The following is a 23,138-nucleotide window of genomic DNA, read 5'->3' as shown; positions in this document are numbered from 1 at the left end:
CCGCCCGCCCGCGGGAACGCGGTCCCGGCCCGGCCCAGCCCGGCTCCACGGCCTTCACATCCTCAGGGGAAGCCCCATGCGCGTCCTGTTCACTTCGTACCCGTCGCACGCCCACCTGTGGCCGGTGGTGCCGTGCGCGTGGGCGCTGCAGAGCGCGGGACACGAGGTCCGCGTCGCCACCCACGCGAGCTTCGCCGGCGCCGTCACCGCGGCGGGCCTCACCCCCGTGCCGCTGGGGGACCCGCACGGCGTCGAGCCGCGCATCAGGTCCGACGCCAAGCCCCCGGAGCACCCTCGCGAGGTGCTCCGCTTCGCCGACGTCCTCGGTCTGCAGGGGGAGGAGCGCGAGCACTGGATCGTCTTCCACCAGTGGCTGCTCTGCGCGATCTCCGACTACGTGCGGACCGATCTGCCGGAGGCCGGGGAACTGGTCGACTTCGCCCGGGCCTGGCGGCCGGACCTGGTGATCTGGGATCCGACGTTCGCCTCCGGCCCGGTGGCCGCGCGCGCCTGCGGTGCCGCGCACGCCCGTTTCCTGCTGGGCCCCGACTACCCGGGATGGAGTTTCGACCGGCTCGCCGCGCGCCGCGACGCGCTGCGGGCGGCCGGCCTGTCCGAGAACCCGCAGGCCGACATGGTCGGGCCGCTGGCCGAGCGGTACGGGATCGAGGTCGACGACGAACTGCTGTACGGGCAGTGGTCCATCGACCCGATGCCGCCCGGCATGACGCTGCCGACCGGCACGGTCAGGGTGCCGATGCGGTACGTGCCGTACACCGGTGCCGTGCCCTTCCCCGAATGGCTCCGCGAGCGGCCGCGGGTGCCCAGGGTGGCCCTGACCCTGGGGGAGTCGACCCGCCGGTTCATCAAGGGCGACTGGGGCCGCTCGCCGATGATCATCGAAGCGGCGGGGGGCCTGGACGTGGAGCTGGTCGCCACGCTCAACCCCCTGCAGCTGGAGGGCGTCGAGCACGTCCCCGGCAACGTGCGCACGATCGAGTGGGTCTCGCTGACCCAGCTGCTGCCGACCTGCTCGGCGGTCATCCACCACGGCGGCATCGGCACGTTCGGCGCGGCGTGCGCGGCCAAGGTCCCGCAGATCGTCTGCGACACCGGGGAGTCCGTCCTGGTCCGCCCCTCCGAGGTGGACCCGCGCAGCATCGAGGACGGCACCTTCCGCAACGGCTTCGAGTTCGGCGTCAGCGAAGAGGTCACCGAGACCGTCACCACGTGGGAGCTGCCGGCCAAGAAGCTGGAGGCGACCCCCACCTCGGAGTACGTGATCGGCCGCGGCGCCGGCACCCGGCTGGACCACCGGACGCAGTCGGTCGACGAGATCCGCAAGATGATCGACCAGGTGGTGAACGACGCCTCGTACGCGCGGGGCGCGCAGGCCGTCTTCGACGACTGGCTGTCCATGCCGAGCCCGGCCGGGGTGGTCCCCGTGCTGGAGCGGCTGACCGCGGAGCACCGGCGCCGGTGAGCACCCCGCGCCGCCGCCCTCTGGAGGACCGATGCGCACGATGACGACCGGCACGCTGGCGGTGCCCGGCGCGACCCTCTACTACGAGGTCCGCGGGAGCGGTCCCGCCCTGCTGCTCATCCCCACCGGCAACGGCGACGCCGGGCCCTACGAGCCGCTGGCGGAGGCGCTGGCGGGCCGCCACACGGTCATCACCTACGACCGGCGGGGCTTCTCCCGCAGCCGGGCGGACGAGCCGGTGGACGACGCGCGGCGGGTGGACACCGACGCCGGCGACGCCCACCGGCTGCTCACCCGCCTGGCCGGCGGGCCCGCGCACGTGATGGGCGGCAGCTCCGGGGCCATCACCGCGCTCCACCTGCTCGCGCGGTACCCGCGGAGCGTCCGGACGCTGGTCGCCCACGAGCCGCCGCTGGCCTCCGTGCTGCCGGACGCCGGGCGGTGGCTGCGGTTCTACGCCGACCTGTACGACGTGTACCGCCGCGACGGCGCCCAGGTGGCGATGCGGTTCTTCCGCGAACGGGCCGGCATGGCCGAGCCCACGCGGCCGCCGCAGGACCTCCAGCCCCCACCGGAGCGGCTGGAGGCGATGCTGGCCCGGATCCGCCGCAACCAGGTCTTCTGGTTCGAGCACGAGATCCTGCCGTACCCGGCCTTCGACCTCGACGTCGCGGCGCTGGAAGGGGTCTCGGACCGGCTGGTGCTTGCCGGGGGGAGCGCCTCCCGCGAGCACTTCCCGTACCGGCCCAACACCGTGCTGGCCGAGCGGCTGGGCCTCCCGGTCGTCGACTTCCCGGGCGGGCACGTCGGGTACGTGACGCATCCGGTCGAGTTCGCCGACGCGCTCGCCCGCGTGCTCGGCGAACGGCAGGGCGCCCACCAGGTCATGTCCCGCGGATCCTGACCGCGCAGCACCGGGCCGGCGGGCGGGCCACGACCACGTCGGCCCGCCCGCTGACCACGGTCACGTGCAGCCGGGAGGCCCAGTCGTCCCCGTCCCCGATCGCGGTCCCGGCTCCGACGGCGTTCCCGGCCCCGGCGTCGTCCCCCGCCCCGTCCCCGCACGGCGCCCAGCCGTCCGGCCCGTCCAGGAGGACCGGCAGCCCGGTCTCGGTCCGGATCCGGTCGGCCCAGCCGACCAGCCGCTCCCAGTGCGCCCCGGCGGAGCCGGCGCAGGGCGGGGCGTCGTGCAGGTGCAGGCAGGCCGCACCCAGCGCGCGCAGTTCCCGGCACCGGTCGAGCAGCCGCCCGGCCCGGCCGGACCAGGCGTCCTCCGCCGGGCAGCGCAGCCCCGCGCACACCGCCGCGACCCGTCCCACCCGGTCCAGCAGCGCGGCGACCACCGCGGGGTCGGTGACGCCCTCGGCCGGCACGACCTCGACGAACCGGACACCGCCGACGTGCACGGCCCGGCCGACGGCGCCGGGGTCCGCGTCCGGGCCGAGGACGACACCCGGCACAGCGCCCGGCATCGTGGCCGCCCTCGCCGCCACGCCGCGGACGGCCCTCTCCAGGCTCTCCGAGCTCCCCGCCGCCGTGCCGCGCAGGTCGGCGAGGACCAGCGAGACGCCGGCCCGGGGGACGGGGGAGTCCCGCGGGTCCGCGCCGCCCGGCAGCCACGCGGCCACCCGGGTGGGCAGCCGGAGCGGTCCCAGGTCGACCGGGAGACCCAGCGCGCCGCCGTCCCGGATCGGAGGCGGCCCGCCGCCCGGCGGGACGGCGGCGGGCGGACGCGTGCCAGGACGCCTCCCATCCGGCGGGCCGGCGGGCCCCGGGGACGTGCCCCGGTGCCTCCCGTCCGGCGGGACGGAGGACACCGGAGACGTGCCCGGAGGCCCCCCGGCGCGGGCCAGCGCGGCGAACTCGGCCTCGGCCTCGGCGATCCGGTCGCCGTGTCGCCGGCGCAGCCCGGCGTAGGCGATCGCCCCGGTGCGGGTGATGAAGTGCATGCCGAACCGGTGCGGCGGCAGGTGCATCCGGCGGCCGAAGCTCTCCCACCAGCGCATGCTCCGCTCGGCCAGGGCCTGGGTCCGGGCCACCGGCCCCCGGCGCGCGGCCTCGTAGGCGGCGAACGCCTCGTCCGGCCGCCCGGCCCGGCGCAGGGCGTCGGCGAGCGCGATGGCGTCCTCCATGGCGAGCTTCGTGCCCGAGCCGACCGAGAAGTGCGCGGTGTGCGCGGCGTCGCCCAGCAGCACGGCGTTCCCGGCCGACCAGCGGGCGTTGCGCACCACCCGGAAGGCGTGCCACCTGCTGGCGTTGCCGATCAGCGGCCGCCCGCCGAGGTGCTCGGCGAACACCCCGGCCAGCATCTCCCGGGAGCGGTGGTCGGTCAGGCCCGCCCGCACCGGGGCGTCCAGGCCGGCGTTGCGCCAGGTCCGCTCGTCGGCCTCCACGATGAAGGTGCTCAGGCCCTCGCCGTACGGGTAGGCGTGCGCGGCGAAGACGCCGTACCCGGTGGGCACGAACGGGAAGGTCACCGCGTCGAACGGGGCCTCGGTCCCGAACCAGACGTACCTGGCCGCGCCGGTCTCGACGGCGGTGCCGAACCGCCCGGCCCACCGGCCGCGGTTGGCCGACCCGGCGCCGTCCGCCAGGACGGTCACGTGCCCGGGCCCGTCGTCCGGGCCGAGCCGCAGCTCCCGGTGGAAGCGGACCTCGGCGCCGGCCCGGACGGCCTGGCGCCGCAGGATGCTCAGCAGGACGCGCCGGGAGACGGCGGTGAAGCCGTACCCGCCGTAGCGCAGGGACGCGCCGGGCAGCCGCACCTCCATGTCGGACCACGAGACGCTGGCCCGGCGGATCAGCTCGTGGGTCTCCGGGTCGGCCGCCCGGATCGAGGACATCGTGCGGTCGGAGAAGACCACGCCGAACCCGAAGGTGTCGTCCGGGCCGTTGCGCTCGTGCACCCGGACCGAGGACGACGGGTCCGCCAGCCTCAGGAGCCGGGCGAGGAACAACCCGCCGGGCCCGCCGCCCGCCACGTCGACGCGGAGCCGGCGCATCTCACCTCCCGCCCGCCGCGACCAGGTCGAGCAGCCGCTTCTTGTCGGGCTTGCCGATCGGGGTGTGCGGCAGCTCGTCCAGCACCTCGAGCCGTTCGGGGATCTTGAACGCGGCGACGCCCCGGGCCGCCAGGGCGCCCGCCACGTCGTCGAGCGTCAGCGTGCGGCCCGGACGGACGCGGACGAACAGGCACACCCGCTCGCCGACCTCCGGGTCGGGCACCGCGACCGCGGCGGCCTCCGCCACCTCCGGCATCTCCTGGACCAGGGTCTCGATCTCCCCGGCGGAGATCTTCTCCCCGGCCCGGTTGATCAGGTCCTTGACCCGCCCGCAGACCACCACGTCGCCCCCGGGGGTGATCCGCACCAGGTCGCCGGTGCGGTACCAGCCGTCGGGGGTGAACGAGACGGCGTTCTGGGCGGGCACCCCGAAGTAGCCGCGCGGCGTGTACGGGCCGCGGGTGAGCAGCTCGCCCGGCTCGCCGGGAGGCACCGGGCGCCCGTCCGGGCCGACCACCAGCAGCTCGTCGTACGCGCTGATCGGCGAGCCCTGGGTGGCGTGGGCCACCTCGTCGGGCGCGTCGGCCGGGGTGTAGCAGATGAGGCCCTCGGCCATGCCGTACACCTGCTGCAGCCGGCAGCCCAGCGCCGGGCCGATGCGCGCGGCGACCTCCGGCGAGAGCACGGACCCGCCGACGTGGACGTGGCGCAGGCTGGACAGGTCGCGGCCGCAGCTCCCGGCCGCCTCCACCCATTTGAGCACCACGGCCGGGACCGCGGAGGTGGCGGTGACGCCCTCGGCCTCGACGGCCGCGAACACCGCCTCCGGCCGGGGGGTCGGCAGCAGCACGACCCGGCCGCCGGCGTGCAGCGCGCCCAGGACGCCGGGGCTGGCCAGCGCGAAGTTGTGCGCGACCGGGAGCACCGCCAGGTACACGGTGTCCGGGCCGAACCCGCAGACCTCGGCGCAGCGCCGGAAGTTGTACTCGTAGTCGTTGTGCGTGCGGCCGATCACCTTGGGCACGCCCGTCGTCCCCCCCGACAGCAGGAACACCGCGACGTCGGAGGGGTCGGGCGCCCGCTCGTCCAGCCGGCGGCGCCGCCGCCCGGGGTCGCCGCCGCGCCGCATCAGGGCGCGCACGTCCACGCAGCCCGGCCGCACCTCGTCGCCCACGACCAGCACCCGCGCCGGGCCGGGCAGCGCGTCCGCCACCCGGCAGGCCAGCTCTTGGTGGTCGCAGCCGCGCCAGCCGTCCGGCACGACCAGGGCCTTGGCCCCGACGTGCGCGCCGATCGAGGCCAGCTCGTGCTCGCGGTGCGCCGGCAGCATCATCACCGGCACCACGCCCAGCCGCAGGCAGGCCAGGGTGACCACGACGAACTCCCAGCGGTTCGGGAGCTGCAGCAGGAGCGTGTCGCCGGCGGCGAGCCCCAGCCCGGCGAGGCCCTCGGCCAGGGCGTCGGAGCGCAGCGCCAGGTCGAGGTAGGTCAGGCGGTGGCCGCCGTCGACCACCGCGACCCGGTCGCCCCGCCGCTCCGCCCACTCCCACACCAGGGAGCCCAGCGGGCGGTCGCGCCAGCAGCCCGCCGCGCGGTAGACGCGGGCCAGGTCCTCGGGCCAGGGCACGGCCCCCTCGGGTCTCATCTCGCACTCCTCTCACTGAGCAGGGCGCTCCCCTCGACCCTCTCGGCCAGCAGGGAGGCGATCGCGTCGATCGTGGGCCGGTCCCAGAACAGCGTCGCCGGCAGCGGGATGCGGAAGCGCCGCTCGAGCCCCCGGCGGATCCGGGCCGTCATGACGGACTCGAGCCCCATCTCCACCAGCGGGCGGCGCGGGTCCAGCTCGGCGGCGGACAGTTTCGTCTCCGCGGCCACCTGCAGGCGGATCTCCTCGACGAGGACCTCGTGCAGCTCCGCCCCCTCCAGACCGGCCCAGCGCGGGGCCCCCGCCTCGGCCGCGGGCTCCCCGCCGGGCGTCTCCGGCGGCAGCTCCGCCAGCAGCGCCGGCCTGCGCGCGCCGCCGTCGGCCGGGACGGTCCGCAGCACGGCCGCGTACGCCAGGCCGTGCCGCTCCGCCAGCTCCCAGGCGTCGAACGCCTCCGCGGCGGTGATGTCGCCCGTGCCGCACGCGGCCAGCTCGGCGTCCGTCACCGCCGAGGAGGTGGACATGCCCAGCCCCCGCCAGGACGTCCACCCGAAGCCGATCGTCCCGGCGTCCCCGGCGGCCCGGCGGCGGGCGGCGAGCGCGTCCAGGAACGCGTTGCCCGCCGCGTAGGCGCCCTGCCCGGGGAGACCGAGCAGCTGGCCGCAGGAGGAGAACAGCACGAAGAAGTCCACGCTCCCCGGCGGGAACAGGGCGTCCAGCACCAGCGCGCCGTCCACCTTGGGCCGCAGGACCGTACGGAGCGACGCCTCGTCCAGGGCCCGGACCACGCGGTCGTCGACGACGCCCGCGGCGTGCACGACGCCGCGGATCGGCGGCAGCCCGAGCGCGGCGGGGGAGAGCGCCGCCGCCGCGGCCCGCGCGTCGGCCACGTCCAGCGCGACCGTGACCACGGTGACGCCGCGCCGTTCGAGCGCCCGGACCGCCGCGACCTTCGCCGCGAGCCCGGCATCGGCCGGGTCGTCCCAGCGGTCGCGGGGCGGCAGGGCCGTACGGCCGGCCAGGACGATCCGGCGCGCGCCCCGGTCCGCCAGCCACCGGGCGACCTCCAGACCGAGGGCGCCCAGGCCCCCGGTGACCAGGTAGGTGCCGTCCGGGCGGCAGGCCGCCGGGGCCCCGCCGGGCTCGCCGTCCGGGCGGCGCAGCCGCGGCACCGAGGGCTCGCCGTCGCGCACCGCGACGACGTCCTCGCCGCGTACGGCGCGCAGGACGCCTGCGAAGCCGTCCGGGTCCCGCGGGGAGCGCCCGAGGTCCACGACGCCGCCCCAGAGCTCGGGGTGCTCACCGCCGATGATCCGTCCCAGGCCCCACAGCGCGCTCTGCGCGAGCGCCCCGGGGGTCGCCCCCTCTCGCGCGCCCTCGGTCGCGCACCACAGCCGGGCGGGACGGGCGCCGCCGGTGCCGGCCAGCCGCTGCGCGGTCCGGGCCAGCAGCCACGCGGCGCGGGCCGCCGTCTCGCCCACCTCACCGGGACCGCAGTCCGGCGGCACCACGACGACGGCGCGGCGGCCGGTCAGCTCGGTCTCGCGCAGCTCCTCAGGTCCGGCGGCGACGCGGTACGGGACGCCCGCGCCGCCGAGGGCGCCGGCCAGCCGGTCGCGCAGGGCGCCGTCCGGGCCCACGAGGACCGCCTCCTCGAGATCTCCTGCGTCCCCGGCGTCCCCGCCGGGCCGGGGGGCGGTGCGCTCCACCGGCCGCCAGACGATCTCGTGGACCAGCCGGCGGGGACCGGCGGAGGTCCCGGCGTCGCCGTCGGGCAGGCCGTACCGCAGGCCGGTGAGCCGGCCGGCCACGGCGCCGCCGAGGTCGGCGATCTCCACGTCGACGGTGTCGTCGCCGGTCACGCGGACGGTGACGCGCGCCCGCGCCGGCGGCTCGTCCGCCAGGGTGACGCGCCGGATGCGCGCGGGCATGCGCAGGACCGGCGGGCCGGAGAAGGCCACCGAGGCGGTCGACAGGACGGCGTCGATCAGCGGAGCCCACGTGGCGGGCGGCGCCCCGGCTCCGGGTCCGGCTCCGGCTCCGGCTCCGGGTGCGGCTCCGGCATCGGCCCCGGTGCCGATCACGGCCACCAGGCCGCCGTCGCCGCGCCGGAGCCGTTCGACGGTCCAGGGGAAGCCCATCTCGGCCACCTCCAGGGAGGCGAGCCTGGCGACCACGTGGTCGGGCGGCAGCTCCTCGGCGGCCGCCACGCGCAGGGCGGGGCCGTCCGGGAGCGCGGACCGGGGTTCCACGACCGCCGTGGTGTGCGTGACCCAGCCGGCGTCGTCGTCCGCGCCGTCCGCACCGGAGGCTTCGTCCGCGATCCGGGAGGAGAGCCGGACGACGCCGTCCTGCAGGACGACCTGGAGGTCGCGCGGGCCGGTGAGGCTGACCGGCACCCGCAGGGCCACGTCGGCCAGGTCCGGCGGGGACCCCGCGGACGACGCGGCCGCCAGGAACGTGTTCAGCAGCACGGCGGCGGGGACGATCTCCACTCCGCGCACCGGGTGCCGGCCGGGGTAGGGGCGCGAGCCGCGGTCCAGGCGGGTCAGCCACGCCCGTGCCGGGGTCGTGCCGTTCAGGCGGGTCCTGCCGCCGAGCAGCGTGTGGCTCGACGGGTCGTGCCGCGCGGGCGGCTCGGCGCGGCCGGCCGGTTCCCCGGCCCAGTGGGGCCTGCGCTGCCAGGCCGGCCCCGGCAGGTCGGCGAGCGCGCCGCCCGGCCAGGCGCGCGACCAGTCGACGTCCGCGCCGTGGCAGTACAGCAGGCCCAGGTTGGTCAGCAGGGTCTCCGACTCGGGCCGGCCGCGGCGCAGGGAGTGGGTCACGTAGGCGTCGTCGACGCCGAGCTCGTCGAGCGTCTCACCGATGGAGTGCTCCACGACCGGGTGCGGGGAGACCTCGACGAACAGGCGGTAGCCGTCCTCGACGGCGGCCGTCACCGCCTGGGCGAACCGCACCTGTCCGCGCAGGTTGGCCGCCCAGTAGGCGCCGTCGCGGGGCGCGCCGGAGCGGGGGTCCTCCAGCGCCGTGCTGTAGAGGCGGACCGCCGGCGGGCCCGGCGGCAGGTCGGCGGCGGCCTCGGCCAGCGGGGCGAGCAGCGGGTCCATGTGCGGGCTGTGGAAGGCCACGTCGGAGTCGACGCGGCGTACGGCGAGCCCTTCGGCACGCCACCGCCCGGCGAGCTCCTCGACGGCGCGGACGTCGCCGGAGACCACCGCCGAGCCCGTCGAGGCGGCGACGGCCACGGCCAGGTCGCGCCGGTCGCCGAGGCGGCGTTCGGCCTTCTCCGGCGGCAGGTTCACCAGGACCATGGCGCCGCGGCCCGCCACCCGGCGCAGCAGCAGCGAGCGCCGGCACACCAGCCTCGCGCCCTGCTCCAGGGTGAGCACCCCGGCGGTGACGGCCGCCGCGATCTCGCCGACCGAGTGGCCGATCACCGCGTCGGGCCGCACCCCGCAGGCCCGCCAGACCGCACCGAGCGCCACCTGCACCGCGAAGATCATCGGCTGGACGACGTGCACCGGCTGCGGGGCGTCGTCGGCGATCACCGCACGGGGCGACAGGCCCATCTCCTCGGCGAAGACCGGCTCCAGGCGGTCGATCACCCCGGCGAACGCCGGGTGCCCGGCGAGCAGCTCGCGGGCCATCCCGGGCCACTGGGAACCGTGACCGGAGAACACCCAGACCAGCCCGCGCCCGGCGCCCGGCACCGCGGTCCCGGTCGCCGGCCCCGTGCCCTGCGCGGCCAGCTCCCGCAGCCGCGCGACCAGCTGCCCGCGGTCGGCCGCGAACACGGCGGCCCGGTGCGGCAGGTGCGTGCGCCGGCGGGCCAGGGTGTGCCCGACGTCGGCCGTGCCCGGCCCGCCGCGCGAGAGCAGGTCGGCCAGCCGGCCCGCGTACTCGCCGACGGCCGCCCGGCTCGCCCCGGACAGCGGGTACAGCGCCGGGCCGGCGTCCGGGCCCGGCCGCTCCGCGGGCGCGTCCCCCTCCTCCAGGATGACGTGCGCGATCGTGCCGCCGTAGCCGTACCCGGAGACCCCGGCCCGCCGCGGCCCGCCGGTGTCCGGCCAGGCGGCCGGCCCGGTCACCACCCGCAGTCCCGAGGCCTCCCACGGGATCGCCGGGTTGGGCGTGGTGACGTTCAGGCTCGGCGGTATCTCCCCGTGCCGGAGCGCGAGCACCGTCTTGATCACGCCGGCCACGCCGGCGCCCGCTTCGAGGTGGCCGATGTTCGGCTTCACCGACCCGATCAGGCAGGGACGCCCCCGGGGCCGGCCGCGGCCGAAGACCTCGGCCAGCGCACCGGCCTCGAGCGGGTCGCCGACCCGGGTGCCGGTGCCGTGCGCCTCCACGTAGCCGACCGTGGCCGGGTCGACGCCGGCGGCCTCGTAGGCCCGGCGCATCAGGTGGGCCTGCGCCCGGCCGCTGGGCGCCATGATGCCGTTGGTGCGGCCGTCCTGGTGCACGGCGCTGCCGCGGATCACCGCGAGCACCCGGTCGCCGTCGCGCCGGGCGTCCGCCAGCCGCTTCAGCACGACGACGCCGCCGCCCTCGCCGCGGCCGTAGCCGTCCGCCGCCGCGTCGAAGGACTTGCTGCGGCCGTCGGGCGCGGTGGCGCCGGCCGCGTCGAGCACCAGCGAGAGGCCCGGCGCCGCCATCACCATCACCCCGCCGGCCAGCGCCACCGGGCACTCCCCGGCGCGCAGCGCCTGCGCGGCGAGGTGGACGGCGACCAGCGACGACGAGCAGGCCGTGTCCACCGCCATGCTCGGCCCGCGCAGGTCGAGCGTGTAGGAGACGCGGTTGGCGACCCCGCAGTAGGCGCCGCCGATGCCGGTCCACGCCTCGATGCGGGGCAGGTCCTCCAGCAGCCTGCGGCCGTAGTCGTCCGCGCCGACCCCCATGAACACCCCGGCGTCGGTCCCGGCGAGGTCGCGCGGCGGGATGCCCGCGTGCTCCAGCGCCTCCCAGCACAGCTCCAGCACGATCCGCTGCTGCGGGTCCATGAGCGCGGCCTCGCGCGGGGTGATGTCGAAGAACTCGGCGTCGAACCCGCGCACGTCGTCGAGGAAGGAACCGCGCCGCGTCACCTCCCGTACGGCGGCGGCGTACTCGTGTCCCCGGGCGGCGTACCCGTCCCAGCGGTCCGGGGGAACCTCCCCGACGGTGTCGCGGCCCTCGCGCAGCAGGTCCCAGAACGCCTCCGGCGAGTCGACGCCTCCGGCGAATCTGCAGGCCATCCCGATGATGGCGAGGGGTTCGGGGGGTTCGGGGGAGTTCATCGGCCCTCCTTCGTTCGTCGTGGGCATCCCGGCGGGACCTCCAGAGCGGCTCGCGGTCGGGGGAAGGGGGATCTAGCGGCGGCCGACGACGAGCGCGTGGCTGAAGCCCAGGTCCTGGCGGCGCTCCACGTGCGAGAAGCCGGCGGCGCGGACGGCGCGCTCCATGTCGCCCGGTGAGTAGGCCATGCCCTCGCCGGAGGCGAGGGTGAGGAAGTACGGCGAGACCAGCCCGGCGGTCATCGGGCCGGTGCCCTCGTCGTCGCAGGCGATGTTGTAGACGAGGCACACGCCTCCGTCCGGGAGCGCGTCGTGGCACCTGCGCAGCAGCTCGGTGTTGCGCTCCAGCGACCAGATCTCGAAGATGTGGAACAGCAGGATCGCGTCGGCGCCCTCGGGCAGCGGGTCGGTCAGCAGGTCCCCGGCCCGGAAGCGCACCCGCTTGCGCAGGTCGGGATCGTCGATCCGCTCCGCGGCGAGCCGGACCACGCTCTCCTGGTCGAAGACCGTCACGGTGAGGTCCGGGTGGCGCCGCGCCAGCTCGACGGCGTTGGTGCCGTCGCCGCCGCCGACGTCGACGGCGTGCCGGATCCCGCTGAAGTCGTAGTGGTCGAGGAGCTGCGCGAACGACTTGCGCGACGCGTCGCCCATGTTGGCGTAGAAGACCTCCTGCAGGTCCGGGTGGGCGGTGAGCCGCTCGTACAGCGTCGCGCCGGGACCGTCGAGGCGCCGCAGCCCGACGTTGGTGCCGCGCCGTACCGCCTCGGCGAGGTCCGGCATGCTCGCGTTGATGACGCGCGCCTGGACGTCGACGAGCGGGCCCAGGAAACGCGGGCTGGACCGCAGGAGCTTGCGCCGCACCACCGGGCTGTTGACGTACCGGCCGTCGCGTCTGTCCAGCAGCCGCACGGAGCTCAGGCCCAGCAGCAGGACGCGGGCCGGCTGCTCGGCGACGCCCATGGCCGCCGCGGCCGCCGCCACGTCCATCCCGCCGGCCGCCTCCAGGTGCTCGAAGAGGTCGAGCTCCAGTGCGGTGCGGAGCAGCTCGAAGGCGGTCGTGCCGTGGATGATGAGCCGGAGGTAGTCGGAATCCGGCATGGTGACGCTACCGCTGGTGAGCATCGGGGCCCCCTACAGGAATGCTGGCGCTCCTACTGCGACGACTACTCCAGAATCATCACCGCGCCGTTTCCCGCCGCATCTCCGTAAATGCGCTGCGGCCTTCCGGGGAAGCGGCCCCGGGACGCCCGGGAGAGGCCGCGGCCGGGACCGCGTGCGGGGCGGAGCACGGCACTGGTGAAGAAGCGGCCGGGGGCGCGCGTGTCTACGATCCGGCACATGGACAGAAGATGCCGGGTATGCGGTGGTGAACTGCGGGAGTTCGTCGACCTGGGGCGGCAGCCGACGGCCAACGGCTTCCTGCGGCCGGACGAGACCGACGGTGAGTACTTCTTCCGCCTGGCGGCGGCGGCGTGCGCGGACTGCGCGATGGCGCAGCTCGTCGACGAGGTCCCGCAGGAGCGCAGGTACCACGGCGGGTACCGGTACCACGCGTCGGGGTCCGCCGGCCACCGCAAGCACTTCGAGGAGAACGCGCTGCGCCTCCTCGAGACCGAACTCACCGGTCCCGACCCGTTCGTCGTCGAGATCGGCTGCAACGACGGGGTGATGCTGTCGACGATCGCCCGGGCCGGCGTCCGGCACCTGGGCGTCGAGCCCTCCGCCAACGTGGCGGAACTGGCCAGGGCCAAGGGCGTCGAGGTGCTGACCGAGTTCTTCGACGAGCGGACGGCGGCCGGCGTCCGTGCCCGCCACGGCGCGGCGGACGTCGTCTTCGGCGCCAACACGATCTGCCACATCGCGCACGTCGCCTCGGTCTTCCGCGGGATCGACGCGCTGCTCGCGCCGGGCGGCGTCTTCGTGTTCGAGGAGCCCTACCTGGGCACGGTCGTCGAGCGGACGGCGTTCGACCAGATCTACGACGAGCACGTCTTCTACTTCAGCGTGACCTCGGTGCGGGCGATGGCCCGGCGCTTCGGCTTCGAACTGGTCGACGCCGAGCGCATCCCGCTGCACGGCGGCGAGATCCGCTACACGCTGGCGCGGCCGGGCGCGCGGGTCCCGAGCCCGGCGGTGGAGGAACTCCTCGCCGAGGAGCGCGAACGGGGGCTGTCGGAGCCCGGGACGCTCGACCGCTTCCGGGGGAGGGTGGAGCGCATCCGGGACGAGCTGGTCGCCCTCCTGCGCGACCTGCGCGCACAGGGGCGGCGGGTGGTCGGCTACGGCGCGCCGGGCAAGAGCACCACGGTGACGAACTACTGCGGGATCGGCCCGGACCTGATCCCGTTCGTGTGCGACTCCACCCCGTCGAAGCAGGGGCACCTGGTGCCCGGCTCGCACCTGCCGGTGCGGCCGCCGGAGGCGTTCGCAGACCCCTACCCCGACTACGCCGTGCTGTTCGCCTGGAACCACGCCGACGAGATCATGGCCAAGGAGCGGGCGTTCCGCGAGAGCGGGGGCCGGTGGATCCTCTACGTCCCGGAGGTCCGGATCGTCTGATCGACGGACGGGCGGACGGACGGCGACGGCGCCGCCGCCCCCGCGGGCCGAAGGGCCTCTGCCGACCCGGCGCACCGCCGCGGCAGAGGCCCTTCGGCCGCCTCCGGCGGACCGCCCGGACGCCTCGGACGCCCCGGGCCTCCAGGCGTCCCCGGACACCCGGACCCCGGACACCCGGGCGTCCGTCCGGTCAGGCGGGCCGTCCGGTCAGGCGGGCGCCGGGCTGCGGCGCCGGCCCAGGCGGGCGCGCACGCACTCGCGCACCGCGTCGACGACCCGGTCGACGTCGGCGTCGGTCAGCCCCTGGTGCATGGGCAGCAGGAGCGTGCCGTCCGCGGCCCGGTCGGCGCCCGGCAGCACGGCGTCGGAGCCGTAGGCCCTGACCCGGTGCAGCGGCGGGTAGCGGAAGGTCGTGTAGATCCCGCGCTCGTAGAGGTCGCGCGCTAGGTCGTCCCTGATGCCGCCCTCCAGCTGGATCCAGTACATGTAGTGGGACGACTCGTGGCCCGGCGGCAGCGGCGGCGGGCAGAGCAGTCCCTCGACGCCGGCGAGTCCCCGGTCGTACCGTTCGGCGATCCGGCGCCTGCGGGCCACGAAACCGGGCAGGCGGCCGAGCTGCACCAGGCCCACGGCGGAGAGCACGTCGTTGGTGACCGAGCGCCTGGAGAAGGAGGACAGCTCGAACTCCCACCACCGGGTCCGGGCCCGCAGCGCCTGGTCGTACCCGCTGACCTGCTCCATCCCCAGGTAGGCCAGCTTGGGTGCGCGCGCCGCGAGCTCGGGGTCGCGCACGTACAGCATGCCGCCGTCGACGGTGACCAGGATCTTGCCGTGGTCGAAGCTCCAGACCCCCATGTCCCCGAACGTCCCGCAGGCGCGGCCGTCGACGCGCGAGGCGACCGCGATCGCCGCGTCCTCGACGAGCAGGACGCCGCGCTCCCGGCAGAGTTCCGCGATCCGCGCGACGTCACCGGGACGGCCGCCGTAGTGCAGGACGACCACCGCCCTGGTCCGCGGCGTCAGCGCGGCCTCGACGTGGTCGGCGGTGGGGTTCAGCGTCCGGGGGTCGACGTCGCAGAAGACCGGCCGGGCTCCACGGGAGGCCACGGCGTTGCCCGCGCCGACGAAGCTGATCGTCGGCAGGACCACCTCCGCGCCCGGGCCCACGTCGGCCAGCTCCATCGCGATGAACGTCGCCTCGGTGCACGAGTTGGTGGACGTCACGTGCCGCGGGCCGACGCCGAGGTGCCGGGCGAACCCCTCCTCGAACGCCTTCGTCCGCTCGCCCCTGCCGATCCAGTTGCTCTCGAAGACCTCCCGTACGGCCGCCAGCTCCTGTTCTCCGAGCATGGGCTGGAACACATTGATCATGTCTTTCATCGATGCCCCGTTCCCGCGACGGCGATTCTCCTCCGAGGCCCATAGTGAGGGCGGGGAACGGGCGCCGACAGTGAGCGGGCCCGACACGGCAATTTCCGATAAACGCCCCGGCGCGGACGCACCGGCGCGAAAGCGCAGGAGGGGGCGGGGATCCGGCGGCGCGGCGGCGCCGTACGGCGGGACGTGGCGGGAGAGCGCGGTGATTCCGCGGACCGCCGCAACAGGGAAGGTGCGGGGGCGTGCCGTGATGATCACCATTGGGATGGACGCCGTGTCCGGGGCGGAGGGCCCCGCCGCCACCGGGGCGGGCCGGACCGTGTCCGGACCGCCCCCGCGCCCCGGCCGCCGACCGGCTTGCCGTTGACGAGGAGACCAAGAGGTGGTCATGGCCGTGCCAGTGGTGGACCTCCCGGACCCGCCGGGGGCAGACGTACGCGAGAACCCGACCGTCGCCGTGGTCGGCCTGGGATACGTCGGATCGTGTCTCGCGGCGGCACTGGCCGACCGCGGGCTGGACGTCGTCGGGATCGACACCGACCCGGAACTGGTCGGTGAGCTGCGGAGCGGCCGCTGCCGCTTCCGGGAGCACGAGCTGGAGGAGGTCCTGTCGCGGGTCACGGCGGCCGGGCGGCTGCGGGTCACCGGCGAGCACCCGGCCGTCTCGGAGGCCGACGTCGTGGTCGTGGCGGTCGGCACGCCGATCCGCGACGACGGCTCGATGGCCGACGGCCAGCTGCGCGCCGCCTGCCTGGCGCTGAGCGGGCACCTGCGCCCCGGCCAGCTGGTGCTGCTCAAGAGCACCCTGGCCGCGGGCACCACCCGCGACCTGGTGGTCCCGCTGCTGGAGCGCGGCGGGCTGACCGCCGGTACGGACTTCCTGCTCGCCTGCACCCCCGAGCGGCTCGCCGAGGGCACCGCCCTGGCGGAGCTGCGCACCCTGCCGATCGTGGTCGGCGGCATCGACGCGCGCAGCACGCGGGCCGCGGCGGAGTTCTGGCGGCGGGCCCTGGGGGTCAGGGTCATCGAGCACGACTCGCCGGAGGCCGCCGAGATCACCAAACTGGCCAGCAACTGGTGGATCGACCTGAACATCGCCCTCGCCAACGAGCTGGCCATGTTCTGCGCGCTGTACGGGGTGGACGTCCTCGACGTGATCGAGGCGGCGAACTCCCTGCCCAAGGGGTCCGGCAACGTCAACATCCTGCTGCCCAGCGCCGGGGTGGGCGGGTCGTGCCTGACCAAGGACCCGTGGATGGTGTGGCGGTCGGCCCGCGGCCGGGGCGTGGAGCTCCGGACGCCCCGGGCCGGCCGCGAGGTCAACGAGGCCATGCCCGGCCACACCGCGCAGCTGATCATCGACGAGCTGGTCGCCCGCGGCAAGGACCCGGCCAGGGCGAAGATCGCCGTACTGGGTCTGGCCTTCAAGAACGACACCGGCGACCTGCGGGCCACCCCGGCGCGCGGCGTCATCGAGGCGCTGGCCAAGGCCGGCGCGGAGGTCCGCGCCCACGACCCGCTGGTCGATCCGGACCAGGCCGAGGAACTGCTGGGCGTCCGGCCCGTGGAGAGCCTGCACGAGGCCGTCCGGGACGCCGACTGCCTGGCCGTCCTGGCCCTGCACCGGCAGTTCGAGGACCTCGACCTCGCCGGGCTGCCCGTCGCGGACTCCTGCCTGATCCTGGACGGGCGGGCCTACTACCCCAAGGAGACGATCGCCCGCCTGCGCCGACTGGGCCACGCCTACCGGGGGATCGGGCGATGAGCGCCGTCCGAGCCGTCGTCACGGGCGGGTCCGGTTTCGTCGGCGGCCACCTCGTGGACCGGCTCCTCACCCGGGGCGACGAGGTCACCGTCTTCGACGGCGCGCCCCCGGCCGGCCCGGCGGGCCGGGAGCACGCCCGGTACGTCCAGGGCGACGTCCGCGACCTCGACCGCCTGGCCGAGGCCGTCACCCGCGGTGTGGACGTGGTCTACCACCTGGCCGCGGTGGTGGGGGTGGACCGCTACCTGGCCCGGCCGCTGGACGTCATCGACGTCAACTTCTCCGGCACCCGCAACGTGCTGGAGCTGGCCGCCCGGGCGGGGGCCAGGGTCGTGGTGGCGAGCACCAGCGAGGTGTTCGGCAAGAACCCCTCGGTGCCCTGGTCCGAGGACGGCGACCGCGTCCTCGGGCCGACCACCGCCGACCGCTGGACCTACGCCTCCAGCAAGGCGCTCGGCGAGCACCTGACGTTCGCCTTCGGCCGCCAGCACGGGCTGGCGGCCACGGTCGTGCGCTACTTCAACGTCTACGGGCCGCGCCAGCGCCCCGCCTACATCGTCAGCCGCAGCGTGCACCGGGCGCTCAACGGCCTCCCGCCGGTGGTCTACGACCGGGGGCGGCAGTCCCGCTGCTTCACCTACGTGGCCGACGCGGTCGAGGGCACCCTGCTGGCCGCGGCCCGCCCCGAGGCGGTGGGCCGGGCCTTCAACCTCGGCAGCACCCGGGAGACCTCGGTGGCCGAGGTCGTCGCCCTGATCGCCGAGCTCACCGGGGCCGGTCCGGCCCTGCCGGTGGACACGGCCGAGAGGCTCGGCCCCGCCTACGAGGACCTGCCCCGCCGGGTGCCCGACACCGCGCGGGCGCGCACGCTGCTGGGCTGGGAGTGCGTCACGCCGCTGCGCGACGGGCTGGTCGAGACGATCGAGTGGGCCCGCGCCAACCCCTGGTGGCTCGCGCTCCCCGACAGCGGCGCCGCCTGACCTCGGCGCTTCCCGTCAGGCGGTGCCGCCTGACGGGGGCTTCCCCCCACAGCGGCGCCGCCTCCTGAGGCGACAGCGACGCCGCCTCCTGACGGCGGCCGGCGACGAAAACGGGCCCCGCCTCCGCGCGACGGAGGCGGGGCCCGTTTTCGTCGGGTTCAGCGCAGTTCCACGCCGCTCCGCCTGACGGCGTCGAGGAGGCGTCCCCGGGACAGGGCCGAGGCGACGACCTCGATGTCGTCGCTCATGAAGCGGTCGCGGTCGAGCGTGGGCACCAGGGAGCGCACGGCGTCGTAGGCGGCCCGGCCGGCCGGCCCGAGACCGTCGTACCGGCCCGAGACGTCCACCGCCTGGGCCGCGGCCAGGAACTCCACCGCGAGGATCCGGTCGTTGTTGCGCAGGACCCGGCGCGCGTTGCGCGCGGCGATCAGGCCCATGCTGACGACGTCCTGGTTGTCGCCGTTGGACGGCACGCTCTGCGTGCTGGCCGGGCCGATCGTCCGGTTCTCGGCCACCAGCGCCGTGGCGGGGTACTGCGCCCCGGCGAACCCGCTGTTGAGCCCCGGCTCCCCGGCGACCAGGAACTCGGGCAGGCCGTAGCTCAGGTGCCGGTTCAGCAGCCGGTTGGTCTGGCGCTCGGAGAGCACCCCGAGCTGGGTCAGCGCGATCGTCACGAAGTCCATCGCGAAGGCGATCGGCTGGCCGTGGAAGTTGGCCCCGTGGAAGATCTCCTGGCCGGGGAAGAAGAGGGGGTTGTCGTTGGCGGAGTTGAGCTCGATGCGGAGCTTGTCCCCGGCGTGGGCCAGGGTGTCGCGCACGGCGCCGAGGATCTGCGGCACCGCGCGCAGCGAGTAGGCCTTCTGCAGGTAGGTCTCGGTGCGCTGGACCTCCGCCCCGTCCCGCCTGCCCCGCTGCACCTGCCGCCGCAGCTCGCCGTGGTCGACCGTCAGGCCGCTGCCGCCCATGAGCGCCCGCAGGTTGGCCGCGCTGTCGATCTGGCCGGGATGCGGGCGGGCGGTCTCGTGGCCCTCGGGCAGGAAGGGGCTCGTCGAGCCCCGCAGGGTCTCGATCACCAGAGCCGAGACGATCTCGGCCTGCCTCACCTGGTCCAGGGCCCGGCAGACGACGAGCGAGCCCAGGCCGGTCATCGCGGAGGTGCCGTTGATCAGCGCGAGCCCCTCCTTGAAGCGCAGCTCCAGCGGGGTGATCCCGTGCTCGCGCAGGACCGTCCCGGTCTCGACCGGCCGGCCGTCCCGCAGGACGTACCCCTCGCCGATGACCGTGGAGGCGATGTGGGACAGCGGTGCCAGGTCGCCGCTGGCGCCGAGCGACCCGATCTCCGGGACGGCGGGGGTGATCCCCAGGTTGAGGTAGAGGGCCAGGCGCTCCAGCACCTCCGGGCGCACGGCCGAGTGCCCCTTGGCCAGCGCGTTGAGCCGGGCGGCCAGGATCGCCCTGGCCTCGTCCTCGGCGAAGAGCGGGCCCACGCCGGCGCTGTGGCTGCGGACCAGGTTGGTCTGGAGCTCCACCTCCTTCGAGACGTCGACCAGCATGTAGATCATCTCGCCGTAGCCGGTGGTGACGCCGTAGATGGGGATGTTCTGCCGGGCGATGTCCTCGAACATCCGCCGGCTCTCCGCCGCCCTGGACAGGGCCTCGGGCGCGATGCGGCAGGGCGTCCCCTCCTCGGCCACCCTCCGGACGTCCCCGATGTCCAGGCTCTCGCCGTCGAAGTCGACCGCCACGCGGGTCTCGACCATGGTCACATTACTCACCTCTGACAATTCATCGGATCGCATGAATTACCGCGGAATGAAAATGCCGGCAGTGTGGACTGATTCTGTTGGAAATGCGCCCGCGAGTCCAGGGCCGCGCGTGCGGATATGCCCTCGGAAGGGGTTCATGTTCCTGCCATATTCGTACGGCGGCCGCCGCAACACGGAAGATGCGCGGCCGGTCGGCGGTGGTGAAGATGCGGTGGACGGATTCGCCGGAACCGTCGCCGGGCCGTTTCCGCGTGCGACCGCCGCGGCCGGTCCGGGCTGCACGTTCGAGAGGAGTGCCGGTGAGTTCACCGCAGGAATACGACGTGGTGGTGGTCGGGGGCGGACCGGCGGGATCCACCGTCTCCACTCTCGTGGGCAAGCGCGGGCACCGGGTCCTCCTTCTGGAGAAGGAGGGCTTCCCCCGTTACCAGATCGGTGAGTCGCTGCTTCCCGCGACCGTCCACGGAATCGCCCACCTGCTCGGCGTCGACGACGAGCTGCGGCGCGCGGGTTTCACGGTGAAGCGCGGCGGCACGTTCAAGTGGGGGAGCAACCCCAAGCCGTGGACCTTCGAGTTCGCCGTCTCCCGCCGGATGGCCGGCCCCACGTCGTACGCGTACCAGGTGGAGCGGATGAAGTTCGACTCCATCCTGCTCGACAACGCGCGCAAGAACGGCGTGGAGGTCCGGGAGAACAGCCCCGTCACGGGCGTCGTGGAGGAGGACGGGCGCGTCCGCGGCGTGCGCTACCGCGACCTCGACGGGCGGACGGCCGAGGTCCGCGCCCGGTACGTCGTGGACGCGTCGGGCAACACCAGCCGCCTCTACGGCCGGGCGGGCGCGGAGCGCAGGTACTCGCCGTTCTTCCGGAACCTGGCGCTGTTCGCGTACTACGAGGGCGGCGGGCGGCTGCCGGCGCCGTACGAGGGGAACATCCTGAGCGTCGCGTTCGACCACGGCTGGTTCTGGTACATCCCGCTCAGCCCCACCCTGACCAGCGTCGGAGCGGTGGTGGGCCGGGAGTCGGCGCAGCTGGTGCAGGGGGACCCCGAGGCGGCGATGCGCAGGTTCGTCGACGCGTGCCCGCTCATCCGCGAGAAGCTGGCCGGCGCCACCCGGGTCACCGAGGGGCCCTACGGCCGGTTCCGGGTCCGCAAGGACTGGTCGTACTGCAACACGCGGTTCTGGGGTCCGGGGATGGTCCTGGTCGGCGACTCGGCCTGCTTCGTCGACCCGGTCTTCTCCTCCGGCGTGCACCTGGCCACCTACGGAGGGCTGCTGGCCGCCCGGTCCGTCAACTCCTGCCTGGCCGGCACGGTCGACGAGGAGAGCGCCTTCGCCGAGTTCGAGCGCCGCTACCGCCGCGAGTACGGGCTCTTCCACGAGTTCCTCATCGGCTTCTACGACATGCACCAGTCCGAGGACTCCTACTTCTGGCGGGCGCGGAAGGTCTCCGACACCGCCCCCACGGACGTGGAGGCGTTCGTCGAGCTGGTCGGCGGCGTGGCGTCGGAGGAGATCGCCGGCGGCGTCATGGCCAGGGCGCGCCTGGCGGCCACCTCCCGGGAACTGGCGAAGACGGTCGCCGCGTTCGAGGAGGAGCCCGTCGACTCCCTCGGCGCCGCGAGCGGCCCGGTCCTGTCCCGGCTGCTGGAGCAGGGTGCGGCCCTGCAGGGGCGGGCCCTGCTCGGCGAGCGGGCGGGCGAGGGCGGGCCGCTGGAGCCGGGGGGCCTGCGCGCCTCCGCGGACGGCCTGATGTGGGTCCGGCACGAGCCGGCCTGACGCGAACCGGTGAACGGAGCGACCGACCATGCCGTCAGGAGGCTCGCACTTCCTGCTCTTCCTCGTCCAGGTGGGCGTGCTGCTCTCGCTGGCCCTGCTCTTCGGGCGCGCCGCGGTCCGGCTGGGACTGCCCGCGCTGGTCGGCGAGCTGCTGGCCGGGGTGCTGCTGGGCCCCACGGTGCTGGGCCACGCCGCCCCGCAGCTGGCCGGCCTGCTCTTCCCCGCCGGGCAGACCCAGCTCCTGGACGCCTTCGGCCAGATCGGGGTGCTGCTGCTGGTCGGCGTCACCGGCGCCCAGCTCGATCCGGGACTGCTGCGCGACCGCGGCGCCGCCGCGGTGCGGATCAGCCTCGCCGGGCTGCTGGTGCCGCTGGCGCTGGGCGTCGCGACCGGCTACCTCCTCCCGGGTGAGGTCGTGGCCCCCGGCACGTCCCGGGAGGTCTTCGCGGTGTTCCTGGGCGTCGCCATGTGCGTCACGGCGCTGCCGGTGATCGCCAAGACGCTGAGCGACCTGAACCTCCTGCACCGCAGGATCAGCCAGTTCATCGTCACCGCGGCGCTCTTCGACGACGCGGTGGGCTGGCTGCTGCTCTCGGTCGTCTCGGCGATGGCGGCGGGCCGGGCCCACGCCGGCGGGGTGGCGGCGACCGTGGCGTACACGGCGGCCTTCCTCGCCGCCGCGGTCCTGGTCTGCCGCCCGCTCGCGCGCCGCGCGCTGCCCGCGGTGACCCGCGACACGGGCTCGTCGATCGCGACGGCGGTCTCGGTCGTGCTGTTCTCCGCCGCGATCACCGGGGCGATGGGCATGGAGGCGCTGTTCGGCGCGTTCATCGCCGGGGCCGCGATCCTCACCCTCATGGACCCGGTACGGCTGGCGCCGCTGCGCGCGATCGTCATGTCGGTCTTCGCCCCGGTCTTCCTGGCCGGCATCGGCCTGCGCCTCGACCTGACGGCGCTGGCCCGGCCCCAGATCCTGCTCGTCGGGATCCTGCTGCTCCTGGTGGCGACCGCCGGCAAGTTCGCGGGCGCCTACCTGGGCGCGCGGAGCGCCCGGCTGGGCCACTGGGAGGCGCTGGCGCTGGGCGCGGGCATGAACTCCCGCGGCATGGTCGAGGTGATCATCGCCGCGACCGGCCTGGCACTCGGGGTGCTGGACACGGCGATGTTCACCGTCATCGTCTTCGTCGCCGTCGTCACCTCCCTGACGGCGCCTCCGCTGCTGCGCGCGGCGGTGCGGCGGCTCCCGGCCGACGAGGAGGAGCGCGCGCGGGAGGAGCGGCAGGCCGCCTGGCACGCCGTCGGGTGACGTACGGCGGGCGGCCGGGCTCCCGTGCGGCGGCTCGATTCCCGCGCCGCGGGCCGATTCCCGTACCGCGGTCCCGTCCCCGCGCGACGGTTCCATTTCCGCGCCATGGCTCCGTTCCCGATCGGCGGATTCGTTTCCGCGCGGCGGGTCCATTTCCGTGCGGCGTTTCCCGGGAGAACGACGCAATTTCCGAGA

General features: G+C 75.3%; 13 protein-coding genes. 7 read left to right on the top strand and 6 right to left on the bottom strand.

The window, feature by feature from the left end; genetic code table 11:
* Positions 1-76 precede the first annotated feature (76 nt).
* Positions 77-1,483 (top strand): nucleotide disphospho-sugar-binding domain-containing protein, encoded by a 1,407-nt coding sequence (locus HS048_RS22120; RefSeq protein WP_068897232.1) that lies wholly within the window; start codon positions 77-79, stop codon positions 1,481-1,483.
* A 31-nt stretch (positions 1,484-1,514) separates the two neighbouring features.
* Entirely contained in the window at positions 1,515-2,387 is an 873-nt protein-coding gene (locus HS048_RS22115) for an alpha/beta fold hydrolase (RefSeq protein ID WP_196468517.1), read from the top strand.
* On the opposite strand, the gene HS048_RS22110 is transcribed toward HS048_RS22115, so the two are convergent.
* From HS048_RS22110 to HS048_RS22095, 4 genes are all read right to left on the bottom strand, one after another.
* Positions 2,368-4,485 (bottom strand): FAD-dependent monooxygenase, encoded by a 2,118-nt coding sequence (locus HS048_RS22110; RefSeq protein ID WP_196468516.1) that lies wholly within the window; start codon positions 4,483-4,485, stop codon positions 2,368-2,370. The genes HS048_RS22115 and HS048_RS22110 overlap by 20 nt on opposite strands.
* 1 nt (position 4,486) lies before the next feature.
* Positions 4,487-6,130 (bottom strand): (2,3-dihydroxybenzoyl)adenylate synthase, encoded by a 1,644-nt coding sequence (locus HS048_RS22105; protein ID WP_196468515.1) that lies wholly within the window; start codon positions 6,128-6,130, stop codon positions 4,487-4,489.
* Entirely contained in the window at positions 6,127-11,412 is a 5,286-nt protein-coding gene (locus tag HS048_RS22100) for a type I polyketide synthase (protein WP_196468514.1), read from the bottom strand. The genes HS048_RS22105 and HS048_RS22100 overlap by 4 nt, the downstream gene beginning before the upstream one ends.
* Before the next feature lie 72 nt (positions 11,413-11,484).
* Positions 11,485-12,531, bottom strand: coding sequence for a methyltransferase (locus HS048_RS22095; protein ID WP_196468513.1), 1,047 nt, complete (start codon positions 12,529-12,531; stop codon positions 11,485-11,487).
* 216 nt (positions 12,532-12,747) lie between these two features.
* Here HS048_RS22095 and HS048_RS22090 point away from each other — a divergent pair, with 216 nt between their 5' ends.
* The gene (locus HS048_RS22090) at positions 12,748-13,968 is read left to right on the top strand and encodes a class I SAM-dependent methyltransferase (protein WP_196468512.1); all 1,221 of its coding nucleotides are present in this window, start codon (positions 12,748-12,750) and stop codon (positions 13,966-13,968) included.
* Between the two features lie 207 nt (positions 13,969-14,175).
* On the opposite strand, the gene HS048_RS22085 is transcribed toward HS048_RS22090, so the two are convergent.
* The gene (locus HS048_RS22085) at positions 14,176-15,339 is read right to left on the bottom strand and encodes a DegT/DnrJ/EryC1/StrS aminotransferase family protein (RefSeq protein WP_196468511.1); all 1,164 of its coding nucleotides are present in this window, start codon (positions 15,337-15,339) and stop codon (positions 14,176-14,178) included.
* A 394-nt stretch (positions 15,340-15,733) separates the two neighbouring features.
* Here HS048_RS22085 and HS048_RS22080 point away from each other — a divergent pair, with 394 nt between their 5' ends.
* Together HS048_RS22080 and HS048_RS22075 are read left to right on the top strand one after the other, a co-directional pair.
* Positions 15,734-17,110 carry a nucleotide sugar dehydrogenase gene (locus HS048_RS22080; RefSeq protein WP_068897455.1) on the top strand — a complete coding sequence of 459 codons (1,377 nt, stop codon included), beginning with the start codon at positions 15,734-15,736 and terminating at the stop codon, positions 17,108-17,110.
* Positions 17,107-18,090 (top strand): NAD(P)-dependent oxidoreductase, encoded by a 984-nt coding sequence (locus HS048_RS22075; protein ID WP_196468510.1) that lies wholly within the window; start codon positions 17,107-17,109, stop codon positions 18,088-18,090. Before HS048_RS22080 ends, HS048_RS22075 begins: the two co-directional genes overlap by 4 nt.
* 158 nt (positions 18,091-18,248) lie before the next feature.
* On the opposite strand, the gene cmdF is transcribed toward HS048_RS22075, so the two are convergent.
* A complete protein-coding gene (cmdF, locus tag HS048_RS22070; protein ID WP_230882022.1) occupies positions 18,249-19,850 on the bottom strand; it encodes a tyrosine 2,3-aminomutase in 1,602 nt (533 codons plus the stop codon).
* Between the two features lie 305 nt (positions 19,851-20,155).
* Between cmdF and HS048_RS22065 the strand changes: the two genes are divergently transcribed.
* Together HS048_RS22065 and HS048_RS22060 are read left to right on the top strand one after the other, a co-directional pair.
* The gene (locus HS048_RS22065) at positions 20,156-21,637 is read left to right on the top strand and encodes an FAD-dependent oxidoreductase (protein WP_068897222.1); all 1,482 of its coding nucleotides are present in this window, start codon (positions 20,156-20,158) and stop codon (positions 21,635-21,637) included.
* 28 nt (positions 21,638-21,665) lie between these two features.
* Positions 21,666-22,943, top strand: coding sequence for a cation:proton antiporter (locus HS048_RS22060; protein ID WP_068897221.1), 1,278 nt, complete (start codon positions 21,666-21,668; stop codon positions 22,941-22,943).
* Positions 22,944-23,138 lie beyond the last annotated feature (195 nt).

Origin of the sequence: Planomonospora sp. ID91781 (genome assembly GCF_015711595.1) — a bacterium.
GTDB classification, from domain to species: domain Bacteria; phylum Actinomycetota; class Actinomycetes; order Streptosporangiales; family Streptosporangiaceae; genus Planomonospora; species Planomonospora parontospora.
Note: the sequence above shows the minus strand (reverse complement) of the source record. Positions and strands in the feature narration are given on the sequence as shown.